We start from the raw sequence: 21487 nt of genomic DNA, 5'->3' as shown, positions 1-21487 counted from the left end.
CATCGGCCGGTAGGACCCGGACCCTGCACCTCCAGGATGAGACGCCGGCCGAGTGCAACCCGGGGGCGGATGCCCGGGCGCCCCCTTCCGTCCTAGCGTCCGGTGCATGGTCACTGACGACAGCGGAGGCGAGACCGTCGTACGACTCGACGGTGTGCGCAAGGAGTACGGCGGGACGACGGCCCTGGACGGGGTGTCGTTGCGGATCCGGGCAGGCGAGGCGGTCGCCGTGATGGGGGCCTCCGGGTGCGGCAAGTCCACGCTGCTCAACATGGTTTCCGGCCTCGACCGGCCGACGGAGGGCACGGTCGTCGTGCACGGCGAGGACGTGGGCAGCCTCAGTGAGAAGGGCCTCGCCCTGTACCGGCGGCGGCGCATCGGCATGATCTTCCAGTTCTTCAACCTGGTCGACGACCTGACCGCCCTGGACAACGTGGCGCTGGCCGCGCAGCTGACCGGTTCCCCGGTCCGGCAGGCCCGCCGCCGCGCGCTCGAACTCTTCGAGGAACTGGGCATCGCCGACCGCCGCAACGCCTACCCCGCCGTGCTGAGCGGCGGGGAGCGGCAACGCGTGGCCGTGGCACGGGCGTTGATGAACCGCCCCGCCCTGCTGCTGGCCGACGAGCCGACCGGCGCCCTGGACAGCCGGGCCGGCGAGCAGGTGATGGACTTGCTGCTCGACCTCAACCAGATCGGCCAGACGCTGATCCTGGTGACACACGACGAGCACCTCGCGCGGCGCTGCGCGAGCCGGCTGGTCCTGCTCGCCGACGGCCGGGTGGCCGGCGAACACACCCTGGAGCCGTCCGCATGAGGGCGGTGTGGTGCGCCGCCCGCGCGGCCGTGCGACGGCGCCGGCTGCAGACCCTCGTCATCTGGCTGGTGACGCTGACCTCGACCGGGGCGATCGTGGTCGCGCTGGGTCTGGTCGACTCGGCGTCCGCGCCGTTCGACAGGGCCTTCGCCAAGGAGCACGGGCCGCATGTCGTCGCCGCGTTCGACCCGGCGAAGGTGTCGGACGCGCGGTTGCGGCAGGCCGCCCGCGACTCCGGGGCCGAGGCCGTCGCCGGGCCCTTCGCCCAGGCCGCCGTCGACCTGCCGGCGGACGCCGGCAACCGGGAACTCGCGGGCGCGGTCACGATCGTGGGCCGTCCCGGTCCCGGGGGGCCGGTGGACCGGGTGGACCTGTGGGCAGGCCGGTGGGCCGCGCGGCCGGGCGAGGTCGTCCTGAACCGGCAGCCGGACTGGCGGACCGCTCTCGGGCAGCGGATCCGGCTGCCCTCGGGCACCGTCCTCACCATCGTCGGGTACGGCTACGAGATGAGCCGCACCGCGGACGCCTGGGTCGCACCGGCCCAGATGACGGCCCTGCGGCCGACGGCCACCCAGATGCTGTTCCGCTTCACGGACGCGTCGTCGCAGAGCCGGCTCCGCGCGGAACTGTCGACGGTCACCTCGGAGCTGCCGAAGGACGCGCTCACCGCCTCCCAGACGTATCTCACCCTCAAGGAGCAGATCGGCGCGACGGCCCGGGCCTACGCCCAGTACCTGATGGCCTTCGGCTTCCTCGGCGTCGTCGTGGCCGTGCTCATCGTGGCCAACGTGGTGAGCGGCGCGGTGATCTCCGGCTTCCGGCACATCGGCATCCTCAAGGCCCTGGGGTTCACCCCCGGCCAGGTGGTCGCCGTCTACCTCACCATGGTCTCGGTGCCCGCGGTCGTGGGCTGCGCCCTCGGCACGTTGGTCGGGAACGTCCTCGCGCGGCCCTTCCTGCGGTTCGTGTTCACGGGACTCGACGCGGGGATACTGCACCGCAGCGTCGGCATCGCGCCCTGGGTGAACGCCGTCGCCCTGCTCGGGATGCCCGCCGTCTGCATGGCCGCCGCGCTGGTCCCCGCGTCGCGCGCGCACCGGCTGTCCGCGGCGCGGGCGATCAGCGCGGGCACCGCCCCGCGCGCCGGGCGGGCGCTGGGACTCCAGCGGGCGCTGGCCGGCACCCGGCTGCCCCGGTCGGTGAGCCTGGGGGCGGGCCTGCCGTTCGCCCGGCCGGGGCGCAGCGGTCTCACGCTGGCCGCCGTGGTCCTGGGGGTGGCCACGGTGACGTTCGCGACCGGCCTGGCCACGACGATGACCAGGTTCGGGGAGACCGGTAACGACTACGACGTGACGGTGTACGCGAGCCGGGTCAGCCACGGCAGGGTCGTGGAGGCCGAGCACGGGGACCGTCAACTCGACGCGATGCTCCGTTCGTTGCCGGGCGCGAGCAAGGTCACCGCGCGGGGGGACGTCGAGGCGCACATCGCCGGATCCGTGCAGCCGGTGATGTTCGAGGGCCGCCGCGGTGACCTGCCGCGGCTCGGCGACGTGCTCACCGAGGGCCGGTGGAACCACGGCAGCGGCGAGGTGGTGGCCTCCTCGGCGTTCCTGCGCCGGCACGGCCTGCGCGTCGGGGACCGGCTCGTGGTGGAGAAGGGCGACCGCCGGGAGCGGGTGAGCGTCGTCGGCGAGACCATGGAGACCGACGGCCGGCTGCTCGTCGGCGACTGGTCCTCGTTCACGGCGCTCGCCGCGGGGGAGAGGCCCATCGCCTACCACGTGAAGCTCCGCGACGGCGCCGACCCGGCCGGCTACGCGCGGGCGGCACGCGCCCTGGACCCCGGCATCGATCCGGTGGTGAGCGGCTCCAACAGCGGCGCCGAGACCATCATCGGCTCCGCGACGCTCCTCACCGCCATGCTCGCCGTGGTGGCCGCGCTGGGTGTGTTCAACACGGTCGTCCTCGACACCCGCGACCGCCGCCGCGTCCTGGGCATGCTCAAGTCCATCGGCATGACGCCACGCCAGGTCACGGTGATGACGGTGACCTCGATGGGGGTGCTGGGGGTGATCGGTTCCCTGGTCGGCGTCCCGCTGGGCATCGCGGGCTACGACCTGGTGATGCCGCGCATGGCGAATGCCGTGGACATCGTCCTGCCCTCCTCCCTGACGGACGTCTGGCGGGCCGGGGTCCTGACCCTGCTGGCCCTGTCGGGCCTCGCGATCGCGGTGCTGGGGGCGTACCTGCCGGCCCGGGGCGCGGCACGGCTCACGGTCGCGGAGGCGCTGCACAACGAGTGAGGCGGCGGGGCGCGGTGGGCCGTACACATGACCAAGCGGGTCCGTCGAACGCTGCGGTTCGGCAGCGCCCCGTAAGGGCCGCTGGGGGTACCCCCCCCCCGGCCGAAGGCTGGGGGAGGAACTGCGCGACCAGCCACGACGGCGTCGCAGTCGGCAGACGGCACATCGCGGCACTTCCAGCGGAGCGCTTGGGCCCGGGGCTCCTGGTGACCGTACCCACGACTCGGCCCGCCACGGGGGCGGGCCGAGTCGCGTGCTTCGTATGCCGGTTGCCGTCGGTCAGTCCTTGACCGGCGACCCCACGGCGTCGCCGCCGCCCGCCTGTGCCGGGACCGGGACCGCCGCGGCCGCGCTGTCCCCGTCCGTGTTGACGCGCTCGATGATCGCCAGGCGTTCCGGGGTGTCCTCCGGCTTCAGGTAGCCGATGAGGATGTAGAGGACGAGGGAGACGGCCAGCGGGACCGAGACCTGGTACTGGAGCGGTACCCCGCCGTCCACGTTCCAGTTGATCGGGTAGTTCACCAGCCAGAAGGCCAACAGGCCCGCCGCCCAGCTGGTGAGCGCGGCCGTCGGGCCGGAACGGCGGAACGGGCGGAGCAGGCCCAGCATCATCGGGATCGCGATCGGGCCCATCAGACCGGCCACCCACTTGATGACCACGGTGATGATGTCCTTGAAGGTGGGGGAGTTGATCTGGGTGGCGACTGTCATCGACAGGCCCAGGAAGACGACCGTGGTGACGCGGGCCGCGATCAGGCCCGAGCGTTCGTTCCAGGCCCGTGCCCGCTGCGAGAGGACCGGGGCCACGTCACGGGTGAAGACGGCCGCGATCGCGTTGGCGTCGGAGGAGCACATCGCCATCGTGTGGGAGAAGAAGCCGACGACGACCAGGCCCAGCAGGCCGTGCGGGAGGAGCTGTTCGGTCATCAGGCCGTAGGAGTCGGAGCCGTCCGGCTTCTGGGCGTGGACCAGGAGCGGCGACATCCACATGGGGAAGAACAGGACCACCGGCCAGACCAGCCAGAGGGCGGCGGACAGGCGGGCGCTGCGCTCGGCCTCCTTCGGGCTGCCCGTCGCCATGTAGCGCTGGGCCTGGTTGAGCATGCCGCCGTTGTACTCGAAGAGCTTGATGAAGAGGAAGGCGAGCAGGAAGACCGTGCCGTAGGGGCCGACCAGCGGCTTGCCGTGGCCGTGCAGGGCCGGCTGGTCCCAGGCGTCGAAGAAGCCGATGCCCTTGTCGTTCAGCTTCAGGACGACGGCCACGAACATCGAGATGCCGGCCAGGAGCTGGATGATGAACTGGCCGAGCTCGGTGAGCGCGTCCGCCCACAGGCCGCCGATCGTGCAGTAGACCGCCGTGATCGCGCCGGTGATGAAGATGCCCTGGTTGAGGGAGACCCCGGTGAACACCGACAGCAGGGTGGCGATCGCCGCCCACTTCGCGGCCACGTCCACGATCTTCAGCAGCATGCCGGACCAGGCCAGCGCCTGCTGGGTGGAGAGGTTGTAGCGGCTCTTCAGGTATTCGAGGGGGGACGCCACGTGCAGGCGGGAGCGGAGCCGGTTGATGCGCGGGGCGAAGAGTTTCGAGCCGATCGCGATGCCGAGCGCGATCGGGAAGGACCAGGTGACGAAGGACGTCACGCCGTAGGTGTAGGCGATGCCCGCGTACCCCGTGAACATCACCGCGCTGTAGCCCGACATGTGGTGCGAGATGCCGGACAGCCACCAGGGCATCTTGCCGCCCGCGGTGAAGAAGTCACTGACGTTGTCCACGCGTTTGTGCGACCAGACGCCGATCGCGACCATCACACCGAAGTAGCCGATGAGCACGGCCCAGTCGAGCCCGTTCATGCGCCCCCCTTCCAGGGTCCGCCTACTGAACTCCGCTCAGCTGGCTGGCACTTCGCATAAGCGGAGTGGGGACGGGGAAGGCCGCGAAGTGCCCGCTCATCGTGGGTTCCGTTGCGCGGGCACGACAAGCGGGCGTAAGGTCAAGGGAAAGTAAAATCGTTCGTCTTCCTGACCTTGGTTCATGAGTATGAACTACTCGATGGTCCGTGCATGACCCCTCAGCGCATCAGCTCCCCCGCGTTGACCAGCAGCGACTGGCCCGTGATGGCCCGCGCCCGGTCCGACGCCAGGAACACCGCCGCGTCCGCCACGTCCCCGTCCGTCGCCAGCTCCGGCAGCGCCATCCGCCCGGTCAGCCGGCCCAGCACCTCGTCCTCCGGCACCCCTTCCGTGTGCGCGGTGAACTGGACGTACGCCTGCACCGGCGGCCCCCACATCCAGCCCGGCAGCACCGTGTTGACCCGGATCCGGTGCGGTCCCAGCTCCCGGGCCAGCGAGTACATCGCGCTGGTCAGCGCACCCTTGGAGGCGGCGTACGCGGCCTGCCTCACCTGTGAGGGCGCGGCGACGGCGGACTGGGTGCCGATGAAGACGACCGAGCCGCCCCCCGCGGCCTTCATCCCCGGCAGGCACGCCCGGGTCATCCGCAGCGTCCCCAGCAGGTTCACGTCGATCACCGAGGACCAGGTCGCGAAGTCGGCGTCCTCGACCCCGCCGAAGTAGGAGTCCCAGGCGGCGACATGGACCACCGAGTCGACCCCGCCGAACCGCTCCCCGGCCAGCGCGGCCAGCGCCTCGCACTGGCCCTCGTCGGTGATGTCGGTGGGCAGGAACGCGGTCCGGGTGCCCTCCGGATCGATCCCGGCCGCGCTCTTCGCGAGGTTCGCCTCGGTCCGAGCGCCCAGCACCGCGTTCCCGCCGTCCCGCACGACGGCCGCCGCGACCTGGTGCCCGAGCCCGGCGCCGACTCCCGAGACGACGACGGTCTTGCCCGCGAGCAGCGACATGGAAGCCTCCTGAACCCTGACGCTTTGTCTGACGGAGCGTCAGGGTAGGGGCGGCCACCGGAAAGGGGAACCGCATGAGCGACGGCACCCGCGGTGACGTCTACGCCGAACTCGCCGTGAGGTGCACCATTTTCCTGGGGTCGACGATCCGGTCGAAGTCCTGTGCCGTGATGTAGCCGGTGGCAAGGGCGGCTTCGCGCAGTGTGGTCCCCTCGTCCTCCGCCTTGTGCGCGATCCGGCTGGCCTTGTCGTAGCCGATCTCCGGCGAGAGCGCGGTGACGAGCATCAAGGAGCGGGAGAGGTAGTCGTCGATCTGTTGGCGGTGCAGCTCGACGCCTTCGATGCAGAAGGTGCGCAGCTTCTCGCCGGCGTCTCCGAGAATGCGGGCGGAGTGCAGGAAGTTGTTGATGATGACGGGCCGCATGGCATTGAGTTCGAAGTTGCCCTGGGTGCCGGCGAAGGCGATGGCGCTGTCCTCGGCGAGGACTTGGATGCAGACCATGAGCATCGCTTCGCACTGGGTCGGGTTGACCTTGCCGGGCATGATGGAACTGCCCGGCTCGTTGGCGGGCAGGGCGAGTTCACTGATGCCGCAGCGGGGGCCGGAGGCGAGCCAGCGGATGTCGTTGGCGATCTTCATCAACGGCACGGCGAGCGCCCTCAGTCCGGCCGAAGCCGCCACCATGGCATCCAGGCTGCCCTGGGCGGCAAAGGAGTTGGAGGCCGTGGTGAACGGGTAGCCGGCCAGTCGTGCGATCTCCTGCGTCACCTGGGCACCGAAGCCCTCGGGGGCGTTGAGACCGGTGCCGACCGCGGTCCCTCCTACGGCCAGTTCGTACAGTCCCGGCAGGGTGGCCTCGATGCGGTCGACGGCGTCGGAGACCTGGGCGGCGTAGCCGGACCACTCCTGGCCCACGGACAGCGGGACGGCGTCCTCCAGGTGGGTGCGTCCGATCTTGACGATGTCCCACCACACTCGGGACTTGGCCTCCACGGCGTGTTGAAGGTCCCGCACCTTCGGGAGCATGTGCTCGTGGATCTCGCGGACGGCGGCGATGTGCATCGCGGTGGGGAAGGTGTCGTTGGAGGACTGTCCCATGTTGACGTGGTCGTTGGGGTGGACGGGCGTCTTGGACCCCAGCGTGCCGCCGACCAGCTGGATCGCCCGGTTGCTGATGACCTCGTTGACGTTCATGTTGCTCTGCGTGCCGGACCCGGTCTGCCACACGTACAGGGGGAAGTGGTCGTCCAGCGAGCCGGAGATCACCTCGTCGGCGACGCGGGCGATCAGGTCGGCCTTCCAGCCGGGCAGGCGACCCTCGCGCCCGTTGACGAGCGCGGCGGCCTTCTTGACGTAGCCGTACGCGTGGTAGACGGCCTTCGGCATGCGGTCGTCGCCGATGGAGAAGTGGATCAGGGACCGCTGCGTCTGGGCGCCCCAGTACCGGTCGGCGGGCACCTCGACGGCGCCCATCGAGTCCGTTTCGCGGCGGGTGCCCGTGGCGGTGATGCCGATCGGGATGTCCAGCAGCTTCGGCGGCTGCCCGGCGGCGGCGTCCTGGTGGCCGGCGGTCATGGCGACGCCTCCTTCTCGGACAGCGGTCCGTAGACCGGCTGCCACATGATGTCCTGCACGGCCTGGACCAGATCGGTCGGCCGGCGGGTGGCGACGTTGTCCTGGACGGCCGCACGTACCACCGCCACGGCTACCGTCGCCGAGGAAGCGCGCAGGTTCGCCACCGGCGGCAGCAGCGGCGCGCCCGGGGCCCTGGCGTCGACCTGCCCGGCCACCGCCTCCGCGGCGGCGAGCAGCATCCCGGCGGTGAGCCGGGTGGCTCCGGCGACGACGGTGCCCAGGCCCAGACCGGGGTAGAGCAGAGCGTTGTTGGCCTGCCCGATGACGTGGCGGACTCCGCCGTGTTCGACGGGGTCGACCGGGATGCCCGTCGCCGTCAGGACCTTGCCGTCGGTCCAGGCCAGCAGGTCGGCCGGCATGGCCTCGATCTTCTCCGTGGGGTTGGACAGCGGGAAGACGATCGGCCGCTCGACATGCTCGGCCATCGCGGTGACGACCTCCTTGTCGAAGGCGCCCGGCGAGGTCGAGGTGCCGATCAGCATGGTGGGGTGGACGTGCCGGACGGTGGTCAGCAGGTCGATGTCCCCGTCCGCCCAGCCCTGCACCTCCGGGGCCGGCCGTGCGTAGGGGGCCTGGTAGTCACGCAGGTCCGGCATGCCCTCGACCAGCAGCCCCTGCTTGTCGACCAGCCACACCCGGCGGGTGGCGTCCTGGGGCTCCAGTCCGTCGCGGACCATCGAGTCACGCAGCTGGTCGGCGATGCCCACCCCGGCCGTGCCGGCGCCGAAGACCACGACGCGCTGGTCACGGAAGGACTCGCCGGTGATCTTCAACGCCGACACCGCGGCGGCCAGGGTGATCGCCCCGGTGCCCTGCATGTCGTCGTTGAACATCCGGTAGCGGTCCCCGTACGTCTCCAGGATGCGTCGGGCATTGCCCGGCCCGAAGTCCTCGAAATGCAGCAGCGCGTTCGGATACAGCTCCGAGACCGTCTCCAGGTAGTTCTCGATGAACGAGTCGTACGCCTTCCCACGCACCCGGCTGTGGCGTACGCCCAGGTAGAGGGGATCATTCAGCAGGTTCTCGTTGTCGGTGCCGACGTCCATGACCACCGGCACGCAGCGGGCGGGATGCAGCCCCGCCGCAGCGGTGTAGACGGCGAGCTTGCCCACCGAGATCTGGATGCCCTGCACACCCCAGTCGCCGATACCCAGGATCTCCTCGGCGTCGGTGACCACCACCAGATCGACCTCGTCCCGGTGGAGCTGAAGGGCCTCGAACGAGCTGCGCACATCCTGCGGCCGGTCGATGGACAGGAACACCCCGCGCGGGCTCCGGTACTCGTGGCTGTACCGCTTGATCGCCTCACCCACGGTCGGGTCGTAGACGATCGGCAGCAACTCGGCGAGGTGATCTTGCAACAGCCGGTAGTACAGCACCTCATTGCGGTCGTGCACCTGCTCGAGATTGATGAACATCGCCAGATCGGTCGGCTCCTGCTGCACCTGCTCGTAGGCACGAATCGCCTGCTGGTCAAGGGTGAGCACAGCGTCCGGCAACCGGCCCGCCAGCCCGAGGCGCTCCCGCTCCTCCGCCGTGAAAGCGGTACCCCGATTGGTCAGCGGATCCAACAGGACAGGATGCGTGTGTATCGGCATGAGAACCCCTCTATAGGCATGACTCCGGTTGTCCACCCCCTATTTCCATGCTTGTCCCGTTCTCCGGGCAGTGCCACTGGGGACGCCCGCGCATTCCGGCGCCATGGTCCGCCGCCGTACCGTCGATCAGCTGCCGACGCGGTCGGGGCGGCGGGCGGCCGGCCCGACTCTTGCCCACGGGCAACGACGGCTCAGGTCAGGCGAACTGGCCACTCGTCAGATCGCCACGCATGTTCCCTCGGCGTCGCCCCCGACGAGTCCGGTCGGCGCCCTGCGCAGAACGGAGGGCGCGATCCCCGTCGAGGGCTGCCGGTACTGCCCGTCCACGCCCGAACCCCTCGTCAACGCCACCGTCGACCTGCGCGGGCGGTCGGACATGCCCCTTATCGACGCATCGCGGCGAAATGCGGGAAAATGGCGCTGGAGGTTGTTTCGGTATGTGCCAGGGAGCCGCAGATGGACGACTCGGACGAACTCCTCCGAGGGGACGACCCGGCGTCTCTTCTGACGCTTGACGGTGTCATCCGCAGCCTCAACGATGCGATGGCCACCGCGCTGGGCAAGCCGGCGGAGCAGTGCCTGGGACGTGACTTCGGACATATGTGGCCCGTAAACCAGCGGATGTCGGCCGAGGGCCTCGTAGCCCACGCCGCCAAGACGAAGACGGTCGCGATGCGGGTGCTGGACTTCCCCGGGCCGGGCGAAGCACCCGTTGCCTGCTTGATCGAGGCGCGGATGGTCGAGGATCCCGCCGGTGACGGGCACCTGGTCTGGGTGCGCGCACTGGATGCGCGAAACGACCTGGCCAGCCTGGTGATCCCGTTCCGGCTGGCCACCACGGCCGCCCAGCTCGGTCTGTGGATGTACTCACCCTGTGACCACCAGCTGGAGTGGCTCGGTGGCGCACCCACCCTGGCGGTGCTCTTCCCGGATCCCACTACGCCGCTTTCCACAGTGATCTCGGCAGTGCACCCCGACGACCGGGAGGCCTTGCGGAAACTCCTGCGCTCGGTCTCCGCCCGGCAGTCCCCCTGGGTGAGGTTGCGGTACCGCCCCCAGCACGAGGGCTGGCACCAACTGGCCGCCCAGACCCGTCGGATCCAGCTGGGATACGGCGGCCCCGAGCGGATCCTCGGAATGCTCCGCGACGACACCAAGAAGGAGAAGCGCAGGGAGAAGGCGCTGGCCGCACTGGCTGCCGAGCGACAGCGCGCCAAGGACGTCGCCGACTTCTCCTCCGCCCTGATCACCGCAGCCACGGAGCAGGAGCTGCAGCAGGTCGCCCTGACCCGGCTCGCCGCAACCTTCGGCGCCACCGGCGCCCTGCTCGCGCTCGTCGACGAAGGCCGGCTGCGCGTCTCCACCGATGCCGGGATAGCCATGTGGGAGGTCGACGTCCTGCACGGCCTGTCACTGGACCATCCGAGCGCCCTGACCGATGCGATCCGCACCGGCAGGCCGCAGCTCATCCTCGGCCAGGCGGACTACCTCCGCCGCTGGCCGCACGGGGTCGACTTCCCGCGGCTCGGCCGACTCGGCTCCGACTACGCCGTGTCCATCACCCCCCTCAGCGAGACCGGCGACCAGCCACTCGGGGCGTGGCTGGTGACCTACGGCAGCGGATACCGGCCGCATTTGGACGAGCGGACCCTCATGGGCACTCTGGCCGACCTGGCAGGCCAGGCACTGAGGCGCATCAGGTTGCAGCAGGCACGGGTCGAGCTGGCCACGGCACTGCAGCAGACCATGCTTCCCACGCTGCCCGAGCACCTCCCGGGCCTGGAGGTCTCCGCCCGCTACCGGCCCAGCCGGGACGGGCTGGACATCGGCGGAGACTGGTACGACGCCTTCGTCCTGCCCGACGGCGCGATCGCCCTGGAGATCGGCGACGCCCAAGGGCACGACGTGGACGCCGCCGCGGCCATGGGACAGGTACGCGCCTCCATACGCACGATCGCCGCCCACGAACCGGATCCCGCAACCGTGCTGACGCGCACCAACGACCTGCTCGTCACGATGCACGCGACACGATTCGCCAGCTGCACCTTGCTGCACATCGACCCGGACAACGGACAGGTCACCGGCGCCAGCGCCGGCCACGTGCCGTTGCTGTGCGCGCGCCAGGACGGCAGCCACAGCATCCACGAGCTGTCGGGCGGGCCGGTCCTGGGAGTCATGCCCGACACCGAGTACCGCGAGGAGACCTTCACCCTGGACAAGGACAGCACGCTGGTCATGGTCACCGACGGCGTGGTCGAAGGACCGGGCCTCACGCTGGAAGACGGGCTGGAGCGGGCCGGAACACTGGCCGGCTCGGCCCTCCGCGACAGACTGAGCGCCGAGGAGACCGCCGACCGCATCCTCGACGCCGCGGCCGCGGTGGGCCACCTCGACGACGTGGCCGTGCTGGTCATCCGACGCACCTGACGGCGCCCACGCCCTCAGCCGCGATGCCGAGGACTCCCACCGTGACGGCGCACCTTCGTGCCGTCTCCGGACGGCTGCATGACCGTGGAGCCGAGGTACTTGACGGCGAGCAGGGCGATCTCAAGATCGGTATGTCCTGCCCGGACCGAGTGGCCCATGATCCTCTCGGCCTTGCGGATGCGGTAATGCACGGTGTTCTTGTGCAGGATCTCGTTGCTTGCCGTAGCGGTGTAACTGCATCCGGTCGCAAGGAAGTCATGCAGGGTCTCTCGCATCTGTGCGCACTGCTCGTCGTCGACGGCCAGCGGCCCGAGGACTCTCCCCACCCAGGTGCGCAGATCCGGGAGGTTCCTGCACATCAACGCGACGGGAGCGACCTGGGGGTACGCGGTGAACCGGTGGCCGGGATCCGCCGCCGTGGCAAGCTCCTGTGCGCGTAGCGCCTCCCTGCTCGTGCTGCGGAACCCCTCGATCCCGTGCTGCACGCTTCCGGCGCACACCTGCGCGGAGGGCTCGCCGCTCTCGACCACACCGGACAGCAGTTCCCAGGAGACCTCGCCGTGTGCACCGAAGGGCAGCCAGACCCAGGCCAGCCCTTCGTCCCGGGGTACGAACAGCGGTCCGGCGGGACAGTCGAGTTCCTTTGCGATCCTGTGCGTGAGCCGGTCGAGCCGGACCAGCCCGGCGCCGCCGGCCAGCCCCGGCAGCCACGCCACCAGCCCGAGGTGATGCTGTCGCAGGCGGTAGCCGAGAGCGGTTTCCGCCGCGTCGAGGTCCACCTCTTCCTCGGCCAGGATGGACCGCACGCGCGCGGAACGCATGGCGTGCCGGCTCAGCAGCCAGCGTTCTCTCTCCAGGCGGTACACCTCGATGACATGCTCGGTGATGCTGTCGATGTAATCGAAGCTCACTTTCAGCATGTGCCGGTTGACGGCGGCGGAGACGACGTCGTCGGCGCCCCGGCGGGCGAGCTCGTCCAGGCACCATTGCAGGAAACGCCAGTGCCCGATCCTGTAGGCCCGGATCAATGCGCTGACGGAGACATCCCTCTGAGCCAGCCTCCTGGCATGCTCATTGGCTGCGGATAGCCCCTCAAGATTTTCCAGAGGGATATCGTTCTCAAAGATGTGCAGCAAAGTGGCAACATTTTCCTGGACGCTCGCCAGCAGGATTCTCTCGACGGCGTCATCCCCCCTGACCTGCGGGATTTCAATGAGCAGGTGTTCCCATACGTCGTGCGAGATCTCCGTGAGGTGTGACTCTATGTTCGCCGCACTCACGGACAGTTCTCGTACAGGTTCCGGAATCTCCATGCCCACGCCCCAAAGGCTACAAGGTGGCGCCGAGCGGTGATCGATTTGTTTCCATGTCACAAACCGCAACCAGAAGATGGTGATTTACATCCGGCACCTCTCCCGTTTCCCGCTCTTACTCTCGTTCTTACTGTCGCGATCCGGACGGCACGGCCCCTGGAAATCCACGTGAGGGGAGAGAATCGGTGACCGAGATGTTTCAAGGCGGCCTCTGTGAGCGACTGGCCCCCCAGGAGACGCCCGACGCCGCCATCGCGATGATCGACGCCGAGGGGACGGTGGTGGGATGGACGAGTACGGCCCAGCGGCTTGTCGGTCACCCGGCCGCGGAAGTGGTCGGCCGGGCCGTCTCCACACTCCTGCCGGTCACCCGCCGAACACTCCTGGAGTGGGCGTCGAACGAGGAGTGCCTGGCCCGGGGCGGCTGGTCCGGCACCGCGACCGTCCGGCACCGCGACGGCCATACCCTCAAGGCGAGCCTGCGGTTCTCACTGCTGTGGGGGAAGGACCGGGACATCCACTGGCTCATCTCCGGCACCGACATCGCCTCGCTCTCCCCGGTGGCGACCACCGGATGGGTACGGGACTCACTTCTCACCCGTACACCGATCGGCGTCGTGGTTCACGACCGGGACCTGCACTGTGTCTGGACCAACGACGCGATGGAGCGGCAGGACGGCGTTCCCCGCGGTCGGCGGCTGGGACGCCGTCTCCCGGAGGCGCTGCCCGGCATCGAGGCCGAAAGGCTTGAGGGGGTGATCCGGCAGGTCCTGGACAGCGGCGTCACCACGGTCCACGAGTACCGCGTGTGGCCGCCGGGGGATCCGCGCCGTGAGCATGCGATCGCGGCCTCGTACTTCTGCCTGCAGGGCGCCGACGGCCGGGCCATGGGGGTGTGCTGCACGAGTGTGGACGTCACCGGCAGCCAGCGGGCGCGCGAGCGGCTGGCCATCCTCAGCGAGGCCAGCACGCGCACGGGGAACAGTCTGGACGTGATGCAGATCGGTCAGGAGCTGGCGGACCTCGCCGTACCCCTGCTGGCCGACTACGTCAACGTCGACCTGGCCGAGTCGATCCAGTTCGGCGAAGCACCCTTCGCCCGCATCGGCCCGTCGGACGACCAGCGCCGCATTCTCCGGCGCGCGGGCATCGCCTCGATCCACCGAGGGGTCCCCGAGTCGCCGTGGGCCCGCGGTGAGCTGGTCGCCGTGCCACCCGACTCGCCCTTCACGAAGGTCCTTTCCTCCGGCCGTTCCCATCTGGAACCGGTCCTGGACCGCTCTCCGGGCACCTGGTTCGACCGGGACCCCGACCGGGCGCGGACCGTGCGCGAGAACGGCATGCACTCCCTGTTGGTCGTCCCGATCCGCACCCGGCACACCTTCCTCGGTACGGCGGTGTTCATCCGCACGGAGGAACCCGCGCCGTTCCAGGAGGACGACCTGCTCCTCGCCGAGGAACTCGTCAGCAGGACGGCGCTCGCCCTGGACAACGCCCGCCGCTACGCACGGGAACGCAGTGCGGCCCTCACCCTGCAACGCGACCTGCTCCCGCAGCGTCTGAGGGAGGGCACGGCCATCGAGACGGCCTCACGCTATCTGCCGGCCGATGCGGACAACGGCGTCGGGGGCGACTGGTTCGACGTCATCCCCCTGTCCGGTGCCCGGACAGCGCTCGTCGTGGGCGACGTGGTGGGTCACGGCATCAACGCGGCGGCGACCATGGGCCGGCTCCGCACCGTGGTGCACACGCTCGCGGATCTCGACCTGCCCCCCGACGAGCTGCTGACCCACCTCGACGACACGGTCCGGCGGCTGGCCGAGGAGGACGCCGACTCCCAGGACCCGACCCGCGTCACCGGTGCGACCTGTCTGTATGCCGTCTACGACCCCGTCACCCGGAAGTGCACCATGGCACGGGCCGGGCACCCCCCGCCCGCGGTCATCGGCCCCCACGGCAAGGTCGCCTTCCCCGACCTGCCCTCCGGAACGCCGCTCGGCGTCGGGCTGGGGGTCCCTTTCGAGGCCGTCGAGCTGGATCTGCCCGAGGACAGCAGGCTCGCCCTGTACACCGACGGCCTGATCGAGAACCGCGACCACGACATCGACGCCGGCATGAAGCACCTGGGCGGCGCCCTGGCCTGCCCCGGCCGGTCTCTCGAAGACCTCTGCTCCTCAGTGATCGCGACGATGCCGACTCAGTCGCCGGGCGACGATGTCACCCTGCTCGTCGCGCAGACCCATGCGCTGGACCCAGGACAGACCACGTGCTGGGAACTGCCCAGCGACCCGGCCGTCGTCCGCCGTGCCCGCACCTTGGTCACCCGACGACTGGCCCAGTGGGGACTGGAACGTCTGGAGGCATCCACCGAGCTGATCATCAGCGAACTGGTCACCAATGCCGTCCGCCACGCCACCGGCCCGATCCGCCTGCGCCTGATCCGGCACCAGGTCCTGACCTGCGAGGTGTCCGACACCAGCGACACCCTCCCCCGGCTGCGCCATGCGTGCACCAACGACGAAGGCGGCCGCGGCCTCTACATCGTCGCGCAGCTCTGCCGACGCCACGGAGCCAGGTACCTGACGGGCGGCGGCAAAACCGTGTGGGCCGAACAGGAACTCGACCCCGGGATCTGAGGGGCTCACCGCAGCTCGTCCGTGTAACGGTCCGTGCCCGGGACCGTGGGGATGAACGGCGCGACGAACTGCACGTCACCGAGGCCGGAAGCGGCCACCGCCGTGTCCAGGTCCGCGAAGTGGTCCCGCCAGCTCTCGCGGGGGTCCTGCTGGAGGAACCACAGCAGGGTCAGCCGGGTCCCGACCCCTTCGACCTGCTTGACGTAGGTCATCCGGTCCAGGGGCAGCGGTGTCGGCGCGAAGACGGTCACCATGGCCGCCGGGGAGCCGGCCAGCCGTTTCGGAAGGTGGTCGTCGCGCAGCCAGGCGAGCAGTTCCGCGCGCTGCTCGGGGGACCTGGCGTCGACGACCTGGACGACGAGCCCGGCGTAGGGGTGGTCGAGGGCGTGGATGTCACGGGGACCCTGGTCGCCGTCGCGGTAGACGGTCCCGGCGTGGTCCTGGAAGGCGGTGAAGACGTGCGTACGGTCCTGGAAGACCCGGTGGTCGCGGTTGAGGCGCTTGTTGATGCCGACGGTCCACCGCATGTGGTCGGCGTAGCGGCCGGCGGTGATCCAGTAGACGGATATGTAGCAGCCCGCGGTCACCGGCTGCGCGACGGCAGACTTCTCGGGGTAGCGCAGGAGCTGGAGGTCCCGGGTGGCGACCCAGCGGCGCCCTGCGTACATCCACGGCATGGCCATCGCGCCGGCGATGAAGTGGTCGTCCTCGTACCAGCGGTTGTACGCGCGCTCGTGGCCGGGGTGCGGCTCGACCATGGTGATGAGCGCGTGCCCGAGGTCGGCTCCGTAAGGGCCGACGGCGGCCAGTTCCGCGTACAGGTCGCTGCGGGTGTCGGCTGCGTGCGTCGCGTCGTCTGTCATACCGTCAGGTGTAGCTGACGGAGCATCAGATCGGGAGAGGGGCAACCCGATTTGGTCCGAAGGGTGACGGCGGGGCGCGCCGGGTGCCGGGCGGGGCGGCCGAGTTGGGACATCCGGCGTCGTGACTTCGCGCAGTACGCGCCGGATTTCCACCCCGCGCCGGCGGCGGGCGGAGGCCGTGTCCCCATACAGGGATGACCGACGCAACCGCAGCGACGACGACCGTTCCTGCCGTTCCGGCGCGCGACCGCACCACCTGGGCGGAACTCTTCTTCGACCTGGTCCTCGCGTTCGGCGTGGGCCAGGTCGCCCACCCGGTGGCCGTGCACCCGAGCTGGCCGGTGCTGGGCGAATGCCTGCTCGTGCTGGTCCCGCTCTGGTGGGCCTGGGTGGACGTGGTCATGGCGATGAACGCCGTGCTGGAGACCAGCCTGCAACGGGTGTTCCTGCTGCTGACCGCCCTCGCCGTCTACGGCATGGCGGTGGCCGCCCCGCTCGCCCTGGAGGACCGGGAGGCGGCCCTGCTGTACTCCGGAAGCTACCTCGCCCTGCGCCTGCTGATCGGGGAGGCGATCCGCAAGGAGTGCGCCCTCTACACCATCCACCCCTACCGGGCCGGACTCGCCTTCGCCCTGGTCCTGTTCGCCTGCGCAACCGTGCCGGCGCCCTGGCGCGAGGTCTGCTGGACCTGCGCCGTCGTGACGGAGATCGCCGCGCCCGTCGTACTCAGCGGCCATCTGCGCCAGTTGGCGTTCGGCGTCAACCATCTGCCCGAACGGTTCGGCCTGTTCGTGATGATCGCCCTCGGGGAGAACGTCTTCGCCGTCGGCGCCGGCGCCGCCACCGGCACCCTCGCCCCGGCCGAACTGACCGCCCTCGTCCTCGCCTTCCTGGTCGGCTGCGCCCTGTGGTGGCTCTACTTCCACCTGGTGGCCTCGGCCGTCGCACACGCCCTGCGCACCCATCCGACCCCGTCCGTCGTCGTCCGCGACGTGCTCAGCTACGGCCATCTGGTGCTGGTCGTCGGGCTGTTGCTGGTCTCCGTCGGCGCCACCCGCACCGTCCGCCACCCCCTGCACACCCCGGACGGGCTGAGCGCCGCCCTGCTGCCGTCCGGCGCCGCCCTCTTCATGCTGGCGTTCTGCTACACCCGGCGCCGCATGTTCGGCGCCGCGTCCGCCACCCGCTTCTACTGCGGCCTCGCCCTGCTCGCCCTCGCCCTGCCGGTCTGGCGGCTCCCGGGCGTGGCCACGCTCGCCGTCACCACCGTGCTGCTCCTGCTGGTCAACGCGGTGGAGCACTGGCTGATCAGCTCCGGGCGCCAGGTGCCGCTGATCCTGCGGAACCGGGCGTTCGGGGCGGCCTGACGACGGTCAGGCGACGGCTGACGACGGCCCGACGACGACCTGACGTAGTAGGCCGACGGACCTGGGGGAGTGCCGGAGGGCCTTCCGGAGCGGCCTCGGCGGGACGCGGAGCGTTTCTAGGTTCGCCGTATGGAACTTTCCGGCTCCCGCCTTTCCGGCACCGATGACGAAGAGGAGGTGGCTTGATGCCGTCCCGCAACGCCTTACCCGCCCTGCTCTCCCTGTCGCTCGGCTACTTCAGCCTCGGGACGATCTCGCTGGCGGTCGTCGGCCTGAACGGCCCGATCGGCGACGACCTGCACGTCCAGCCGGCCACGGTGGGCATCCTGGTCACCGTCTTCGCGCTGACCTTCGCGGTCTGCGCGCCCACCGCCCCCATCCTGCTGCGCCGGTGGAACCGCAAGCGGGTGCTGCTCGTCGGCGTCGGCCTGCTCACCGTCGGCGCGGCCCTCGGCGCCCTCGCGCCCAACTACGGCTTCCTCACGGTCACCCGGGTGCTCGGCGCGATGGGGGCCGCGGTCTTCGGGCCCGGCGCCTCGGCGGCCGGCGCGCTGATCGTGCCGCCCGAGCGCCGGCAGCGGGCCCTCGCCACGGTGTTCGGCGGCATGACGGCCGCCGCGGTGCTCGGCGTGCCGCTGGCCTCGTTCCTCGGCGGCTCGCTGGGCTGGCGCCCGGCCCTGCTCGGCGTGGCCGCGCTGTCGGCGCTCTCCTTCGTGGCGGTCCTGCTGTTCGTCCCGGAGATCCCGGTCGGCGAACCGCCGACGGTCGGCGCCTACCACGAGGCGATGCGCACCCCGGCCACCGCCGCCACGGTCACCACGACGCTGCTGTTCATGGCCGCCCAGTTCACCGTCTACGGCATCGCGGGCGCCTACCTGAAGGACCGCTTCGGCGCGTCCTCCGGGCTGATCTCGCTGACGCTGCTCGCCTTCGGCGTCATCGGGGTGGCGGGCAACGCGTTCGCGCCGCGGATCGCCGAGCGGCTCGGCGGCGGGCGCACGGTGAGCGTCGCCGTGCTCGGCCTCGCGCTGGGGTTCGCGCTGCTGCTGGTCGCTCCGCACTCCGCGCCCGGGGTCGTCTTCTTCGCGTTCTGGGCGTTCTTCAGCCAGATGTACCAGGCGCCGCAGCAGGCCAGGCTGGTGGAGCTGGTGCCGCTGCAGCCCGGTCTGATCCTCGCGCTGAACGCCGCCGCGCTCTACCTCGGGATGAGCCTCGGCAGCTTCATCGGCAGCTCGCTGCTGCCGGACCTGGGGGCCGGGCCCATTCCGTGGGCGGCCCTGGGCGTCCTCGTCCTGGCCGGACTGGCCCACTTGTCCTCGGTCCGGCAGGTCGCCGCAGCGGCGACCGCCGAGCGGCCGGTGACCCCCGTACACACCAGCTGAGCGCCGATGCCTCGTCGGTCGTCTGCGGCGCCGTCGTGGCTGGTCGCGCAGTTCCCCGCGCCCCTATCGGGGCGTTGTCCCTCAAGTCAGTTCAAGGAGAACCCCATGAGCAGCCACCAGGTGAACTTCGTTCGCGAGTACATCGAGACCGTCTGGAACCAGGGGCGGACCGAGCTGGCCGACAAGTACCTGGCCGAGGACCTCATCCAGCACAACCCGAACCTGCCCGACGGGCGGGCCCCGCTGGTCGAGTTCGTCGACGGCTTCCACAAGCAGTACCCGCGGGCCCGGTTCGAGATCCGCCGTGCGGCCGGCTCGGGAGACCTGGTCTTCCTGCACACCCGGTTCCGCGGCGACCCGGACGACCGCGGCATGGTCGTCGTGGAGGTCTTCCGGATCGACGAGGGACTGATCGTCGAGCACTGGGACGTCCGTGACGAGATCCCCGAGACCACCGTCAGCGGACACGAGGTCGTCTGACCGCCCCGTCCGCCGGCTCCCCCTGCCGCCCGGGAGGCTCCGCGCCTCCCGGGCGGCGGCCGTTTCCGACCAGCGCATACCCACGGATCAGGAGACAGTTGTGACACGACAGCAGCAGCCGGCCCGGCGGCCCGCCGCCGGACTCACCCGCCGCGGACTCCTCGGCTCGGCGGCCGCCGCCGGGGCCGGCGCGGCCCTCCTCCCGGCCCCCGCCCGCGCCGCGGAGGAAACGGCCGGCACCCCCGCCGCGGTCACCGTCGGCGCCTCCGACGCCCGCTATCTCGACCTCACCTCGCGCGGCTACAACGCGAGATTCACCGCCGCCCCCGACTCCGTGCGGCTCGTGCACAGCACCGACCAGGTGGTGGCCGTCGTCCAGGAGGCGGTGCGCGACGGCAGACGGATCGGGGTGCGCGGCGGCGGGCACTGCCTGGACGGGCTCGTCGACGACCCGGACGTACGGATACTCGTCGACATGTCCGAGATGGACGCGGTCCGCCACGACCCGGCGCGCCGGGCCTTCCTCGTCGAGGGCGGCGCCACCCTCGGACACGTCTACCGGACCCTCTACCTGGAGTGGGGTGTGGCGCTGCCGGGTGGCACCTGCCCGACCGTCGGGGTCGGCGGGCACGTCACCGGCGGCGGCTACGGCGCGATGTGCCGGCAGCACGGCGCGGTCGTGGACCACCTGTACGCCGTGGAGGTGGTGACCGTCGACGCCTCCGGCACCGCCCGCGCGGTGGTCGCCACCCGGGAGCCGGACGACCCGCACCGAGAGCTGTGGTGGGCCCACACCGGCGGGGGCGGCGGCACCTTCGGCATCGTCACCCGCTACTGGTTCCGCTCCCCGGACGCCTCCGGCACCGACCCCGCCGGCCTGCTGCCCAGGCCCCCGAAGACGCTCCTGAAGTCCACGGTCACCATCAAGTGGAGCGACCTGACCGAGGCGGCCTTCACCGCCCTGATCGCGGACCACGGCGCCTGGCACGCCCGCAACAGCGTGGCCGGCTCCGCCTACGACAGCCTGCACAGCGTGCTCATCCTCTACAACCGCGTCCAGGGCAGCCTGGTGCTCAACTCCCAGATCGACGGGACCCTTCCGGACGCGGCCGCGCTGCTGGACGCGTACGTCACGGCGGTGGCGGGCGGTATCGGGGCGCCGTACGCCGAGGTCCGCTCGTCCTGGCCCTGGATGAAGACCACCCTCAAGGACCCCTACGACACCGGCCTGTACAACCGGACCAAGTCCAAGGGGGCCTACCTGCGCAAGGGCTGGTCCGCCGCGCAGGCCTCGACGCTCTACGGCCATCTCTCCGACGCCGGCTACGACGGTCACGCCGGGATCCTGCTCTACTCCTACGGCGGCAAGGTCAACACCGTCGCGTCCTCGGCCACCGCCCTGGCCCAGCGGGACTCGGTCCTGAAGGCCAACTTCACGACGTACTGGCCCGACGCCGCCTCCGACGACCGGCACGTCACCTGGATGCGGAACCTCTACCGGGACCTGTACACGGCCACCGGCGGGGTGCCGGTGCCGGACGACACCAACGACGGGTCGTACATCAACTACCCGGACACGGACCTCACCGACCCGGCCTGGAACACCTCGGGGGTGTCCTGGCAGAGCCTCTACTTCAAGGACAACCTGGCCCGGCTGCAGGCCGTGAAGGCCGCCTGGGATCCGCGGAACGTCTTCCACCACCGGCTGTCCGTCACCGCGCCCTAGCGGAGACGCAGAGGGGCATGGACGAGCCCCCGCCTCGCTGTGGTGAGGCGGGGGATCGTCCCGTTCGGGGGAGCGGCGGGG

15 protein-coding genes are annotated in these 21487 nt (G+C 70.6%); 8 read left to right on the top strand and 7 right to left on the bottom strand.

Features of this window, described 5'->3' with window-relative positions:
- Window positions 1–106: 106 nt before the first annotated feature.
- Both ABT137_RS04890 and ABT137_RS04885 read left to right on the top strand, forming a co-directional pair.
- Window positions 107–814: an ABC transporter ATP-binding protein gene (locus tag ABT137_RS04890; protein ID WP_351702537.1), complete on the top strand. Its 708-nt coding sequence runs from the start codon at window positions 107–109 to the stop codon at window positions 812–814.
- A complete protein-coding gene (locus tag ABT137_RS04885; protein ID WP_351702534.1) occupies window positions 811–3117 on the top strand; it encodes an ABC transporter permease in 2307 nt (768 codons plus the stop codon). Before ABT137_RS04890 ends, ABT137_RS04885 begins: the two co-directional genes overlap by 4 nt.
- Window positions 3118–3396: 279 nt before the next feature.
- Here ABT137_RS04885 and ABT137_RS04880 read toward each other — a convergent pair whose 3' ends face one another.
- The 5 genes from ABT137_RS04880 to ABT137_RS04860 form a co-directional block, all read right to left on the bottom strand.
- On the bottom strand, window positions 3397–4971 hold the full coding sequence (locus ABT137_RS04880) for a sodium:solute symporter family protein (RefSeq protein WP_351702531.1): 1575 nt from the start codon (window positions 4969–4971) through the stop codon (window positions 3397–3399).
- A 218-nt stretch (window positions 4972–5189) separates the two neighbouring features.
- Complete coding sequence (locus tag ABT137_RS04875) at window positions 5190–5978, bottom strand: SDR family oxidoreductase (RefSeq protein WP_351702528.1); 789 nt, start codon at window positions 5976–5978, stop codon at window positions 5190–5192.
- Window positions 5979–6078: 100 nt separating this feature from the next.
- A complete protein-coding gene (gene fumC / locus ABT137_RS04870; RefSeq protein ID WP_351702525.1) occupies window positions 6079–7554 on the bottom strand; it encodes a class II fumarate hydratase in 1476 nt (491 codons plus the stop codon).
- Window positions 7551–9248 (bottom strand): NAD-dependent malic enzyme, encoded by a 1698-nt coding sequence (locus tag ABT137_RS04865; RefSeq protein ID WP_351702522.1) that lies wholly within the window; start codon window positions 9246–9248, stop codon window positions 7551–7553. Before ABT137_RS04865 ends, fumC begins: the two co-directional genes overlap by 4 nt.
- A 180-nt stretch (window positions 9249–9428) precedes the next feature.
- Complete coding sequence (locus tag ABT137_RS04860) at window positions 9429–9590, bottom strand: hypothetical protein (RefSeq protein WP_351702519.1); 162 nt, start codon at window positions 9588–9590, stop codon at window positions 9429–9431.
- A gap of 78 nt (window positions 9591–9668) precedes the next feature.
- Here ABT137_RS04860 and ABT137_RS04855 point away from each other — a divergent pair, with 78 nt between their 5' ends.
- Entirely contained in the window at window positions 9669–11639 is a 1971-nt protein-coding gene (locus ABT137_RS04855) for a SpoIIE family protein phosphatase (RefSeq protein WP_351702516.1), read from the top strand.
- A 14-nt stretch (window positions 11640–11653) separates the two neighbouring features.
- Here ABT137_RS04855 and ABT137_RS04850 read toward each other — a convergent pair whose 3' ends face one another.
- Complete coding sequence (locus ABT137_RS04850) at window positions 11654–12952, bottom strand: PucR family transcriptional regulator (RefSeq protein WP_351703579.1); 1299 nt, start codon at window positions 12950–12952, stop codon at window positions 11654–11656.
- A gap of 194 nt (window positions 12953–13146) precedes the next feature.
- On the opposite strand from ABT137_RS04850, the gene ABT137_RS04845 reads away from it, so the two are divergent.
- Complete coding sequence (locus ABT137_RS04845) at window positions 13147–15588, top strand: SpoIIE family protein phosphatase (protein ID WP_351703576.1); 2442 nt, start codon at window positions 13147–13149, stop codon at window positions 15586–15588.
- 5 nt (window positions 15589–15593) lie between these two features.
- On the opposite strand, the gene ABT137_RS04840 is transcribed toward ABT137_RS04845, so the two are convergent.
- Window positions 15594–16451, bottom strand: a complete 858-nt coding sequence (locus tag ABT137_RS04840; protein ID WP_351702513.1) for a hypothetical protein — start codon at window positions 16449–16451, stop codon at window positions 15594–15596.
- A 194-nt stretch (window positions 16452–16645) separates the two neighbouring features.
- Between ABT137_RS04840 and ABT137_RS04835 the strand changes: the two genes are divergently transcribed.
- The 4 genes from ABT137_RS04835 to ABT137_RS04820 all read left to right on the top strand — a co-directional run bounded on the left by ABT137_RS04835 (window position 16646) and on the right by ABT137_RS04820 (window position 21406).
- Entirely contained in the window at window positions 16646–17818 is a 1173-nt protein-coding gene (locus ABT137_RS04835) for a low temperature requirement protein A (protein WP_351702510.1), read from the top strand.
- A gap of 185 nt (window positions 17819–18003) precedes the next feature.
- A complete protein-coding gene (locus tag ABT137_RS04830) occupies window positions 18004–19200 on the top strand; it encodes an MFS transporter (RefSeq protein WP_351702507.1) in 1197 nt (398 codons plus the stop codon).
- Between the two features lie 105 nt (window positions 19201–19305).
- Window positions 19306–19680, top strand: coding sequence for a nuclear transport factor 2 family protein (locus tag ABT137_RS04825; RefSeq protein WP_089102071.1), 375 nt, complete (start codon window positions 19306–19308; stop codon window positions 19678–19680).
- A gap of 100 nt (window positions 19681–19780) precedes the next feature.
- A complete protein-coding gene (locus tag ABT137_RS04820) occupies window positions 19781–21406 on the top strand; it encodes an FAD-binding oxidoreductase (RefSeq protein WP_351702504.1) in 1626 nt (541 codons plus the stop codon).
- The last annotated feature ends 81 nt before the right edge of the window (window positions 21407–21487 follow it).

This window comes from Streptomyces sp. NPDC001980 (genome assembly GCF_040296885.1).
Lineage (GTDB): Bacteria > Actinomycetota > Actinomycetes > Streptomycetales > Streptomycetaceae > Streptomyces.
This window is presented reverse-complemented; position numbering and strand designations above follow the sequence as displayed.

What these genes read in the sequence shown, in the direction of transcription:
- ABT137_RS04850 (WP_351703579.1), bottom strand. Translation starts at nt 12,952, where the DNA reads ATGGAGATTCCGGAACCTGTACGAGAACTGTCCGTGAGTGCGGCGAAC.
- ABT137_RS04890 (WP_351702537.1), top strand. Translation starts at nt 107, where the DNA reads ATGGTCACTGACGACAGCGGAGGCGAGACCGTCGTACGACTCGACGGT.
- ABT137_RS04885 (WP_351702534.1), top strand. Translation starts at nt 811, where the DNA reads ATGAGGGCGGTGTGGTGCGCCGCCCGCGCGGCCGTGCGACGGCGCCGG.
- ABT137_RS04845 (WP_351703576.1), top strand. Translation starts at nt 13,147, where the DNA reads ATGTTTCAAGGCGGCCTCTGTGAGCGACTGGCCCCCCAGGAGACGCCC.
- ABT137_RS04835 (WP_351702510.1), top strand. Translation starts at nt 16,646, where the DNA reads ATGACCGACGCAACCGCAGCGACGACGACCGTTCCTGCCGTTCCGGCG.
- fumC (WP_351702525.1), bottom strand. Translation starts at nt 7,554, where the DNA reads ATGACCGCCGGCCACCAGGACGCCGCCGCCGGGCAGCCGCCGAAGCTG.
- ABT137_RS04855 (WP_351702516.1), top strand. Translation starts at nt 9,669, where the DNA reads ATGGACGACTCGGACGAACTCCTCCGAGGGGACGACCCGGCGTCTCTT.
- ABT137_RS04825 (WP_089102071.1), top strand. Translation starts at nt 19,306, where the DNA reads ATGAGCAGCCACCAGGTGAACTTCGTTCGCGAGTACATCGAGACCGTC.
- ABT137_RS04875 (WP_351702528.1), bottom strand. Translation starts at nt 5,978, where the DNA reads ATGTCGCTGCTCGCGGGCAAGACCGTCGTCGTCTCGGGAGTCGGCGCC.
- ABT137_RS04860 (WP_351702519.1), bottom strand. Translation starts at nt 9,590, where the DNA reads ATGTCCGACCGCCCGCGCAGGTCGACGGTGGCGTTGACGAGGGGTTCG.
- ABT137_RS04830 (WP_351702507.1), top strand. Translation starts at nt 18,004, where the DNA reads ATGCCGTCCCGCAACGCCTTACCCGCCCTGCTCTCCCTGTCGCTCGGC.
- ABT137_RS04840 (WP_351702513.1), bottom strand. Translation starts at nt 16,451, where the DNA reads ATGACAGACGACGCGACGCACGCAGCCGACACCCGCAGCGACCTGTAC.
- ABT137_RS04880 (WP_351702531.1), bottom strand. Translation starts at nt 4,971, where the DNA reads ATGAACGGGCTCGACTGGGCCGTGCTCATCGGCTACTTCGGTGTGATG.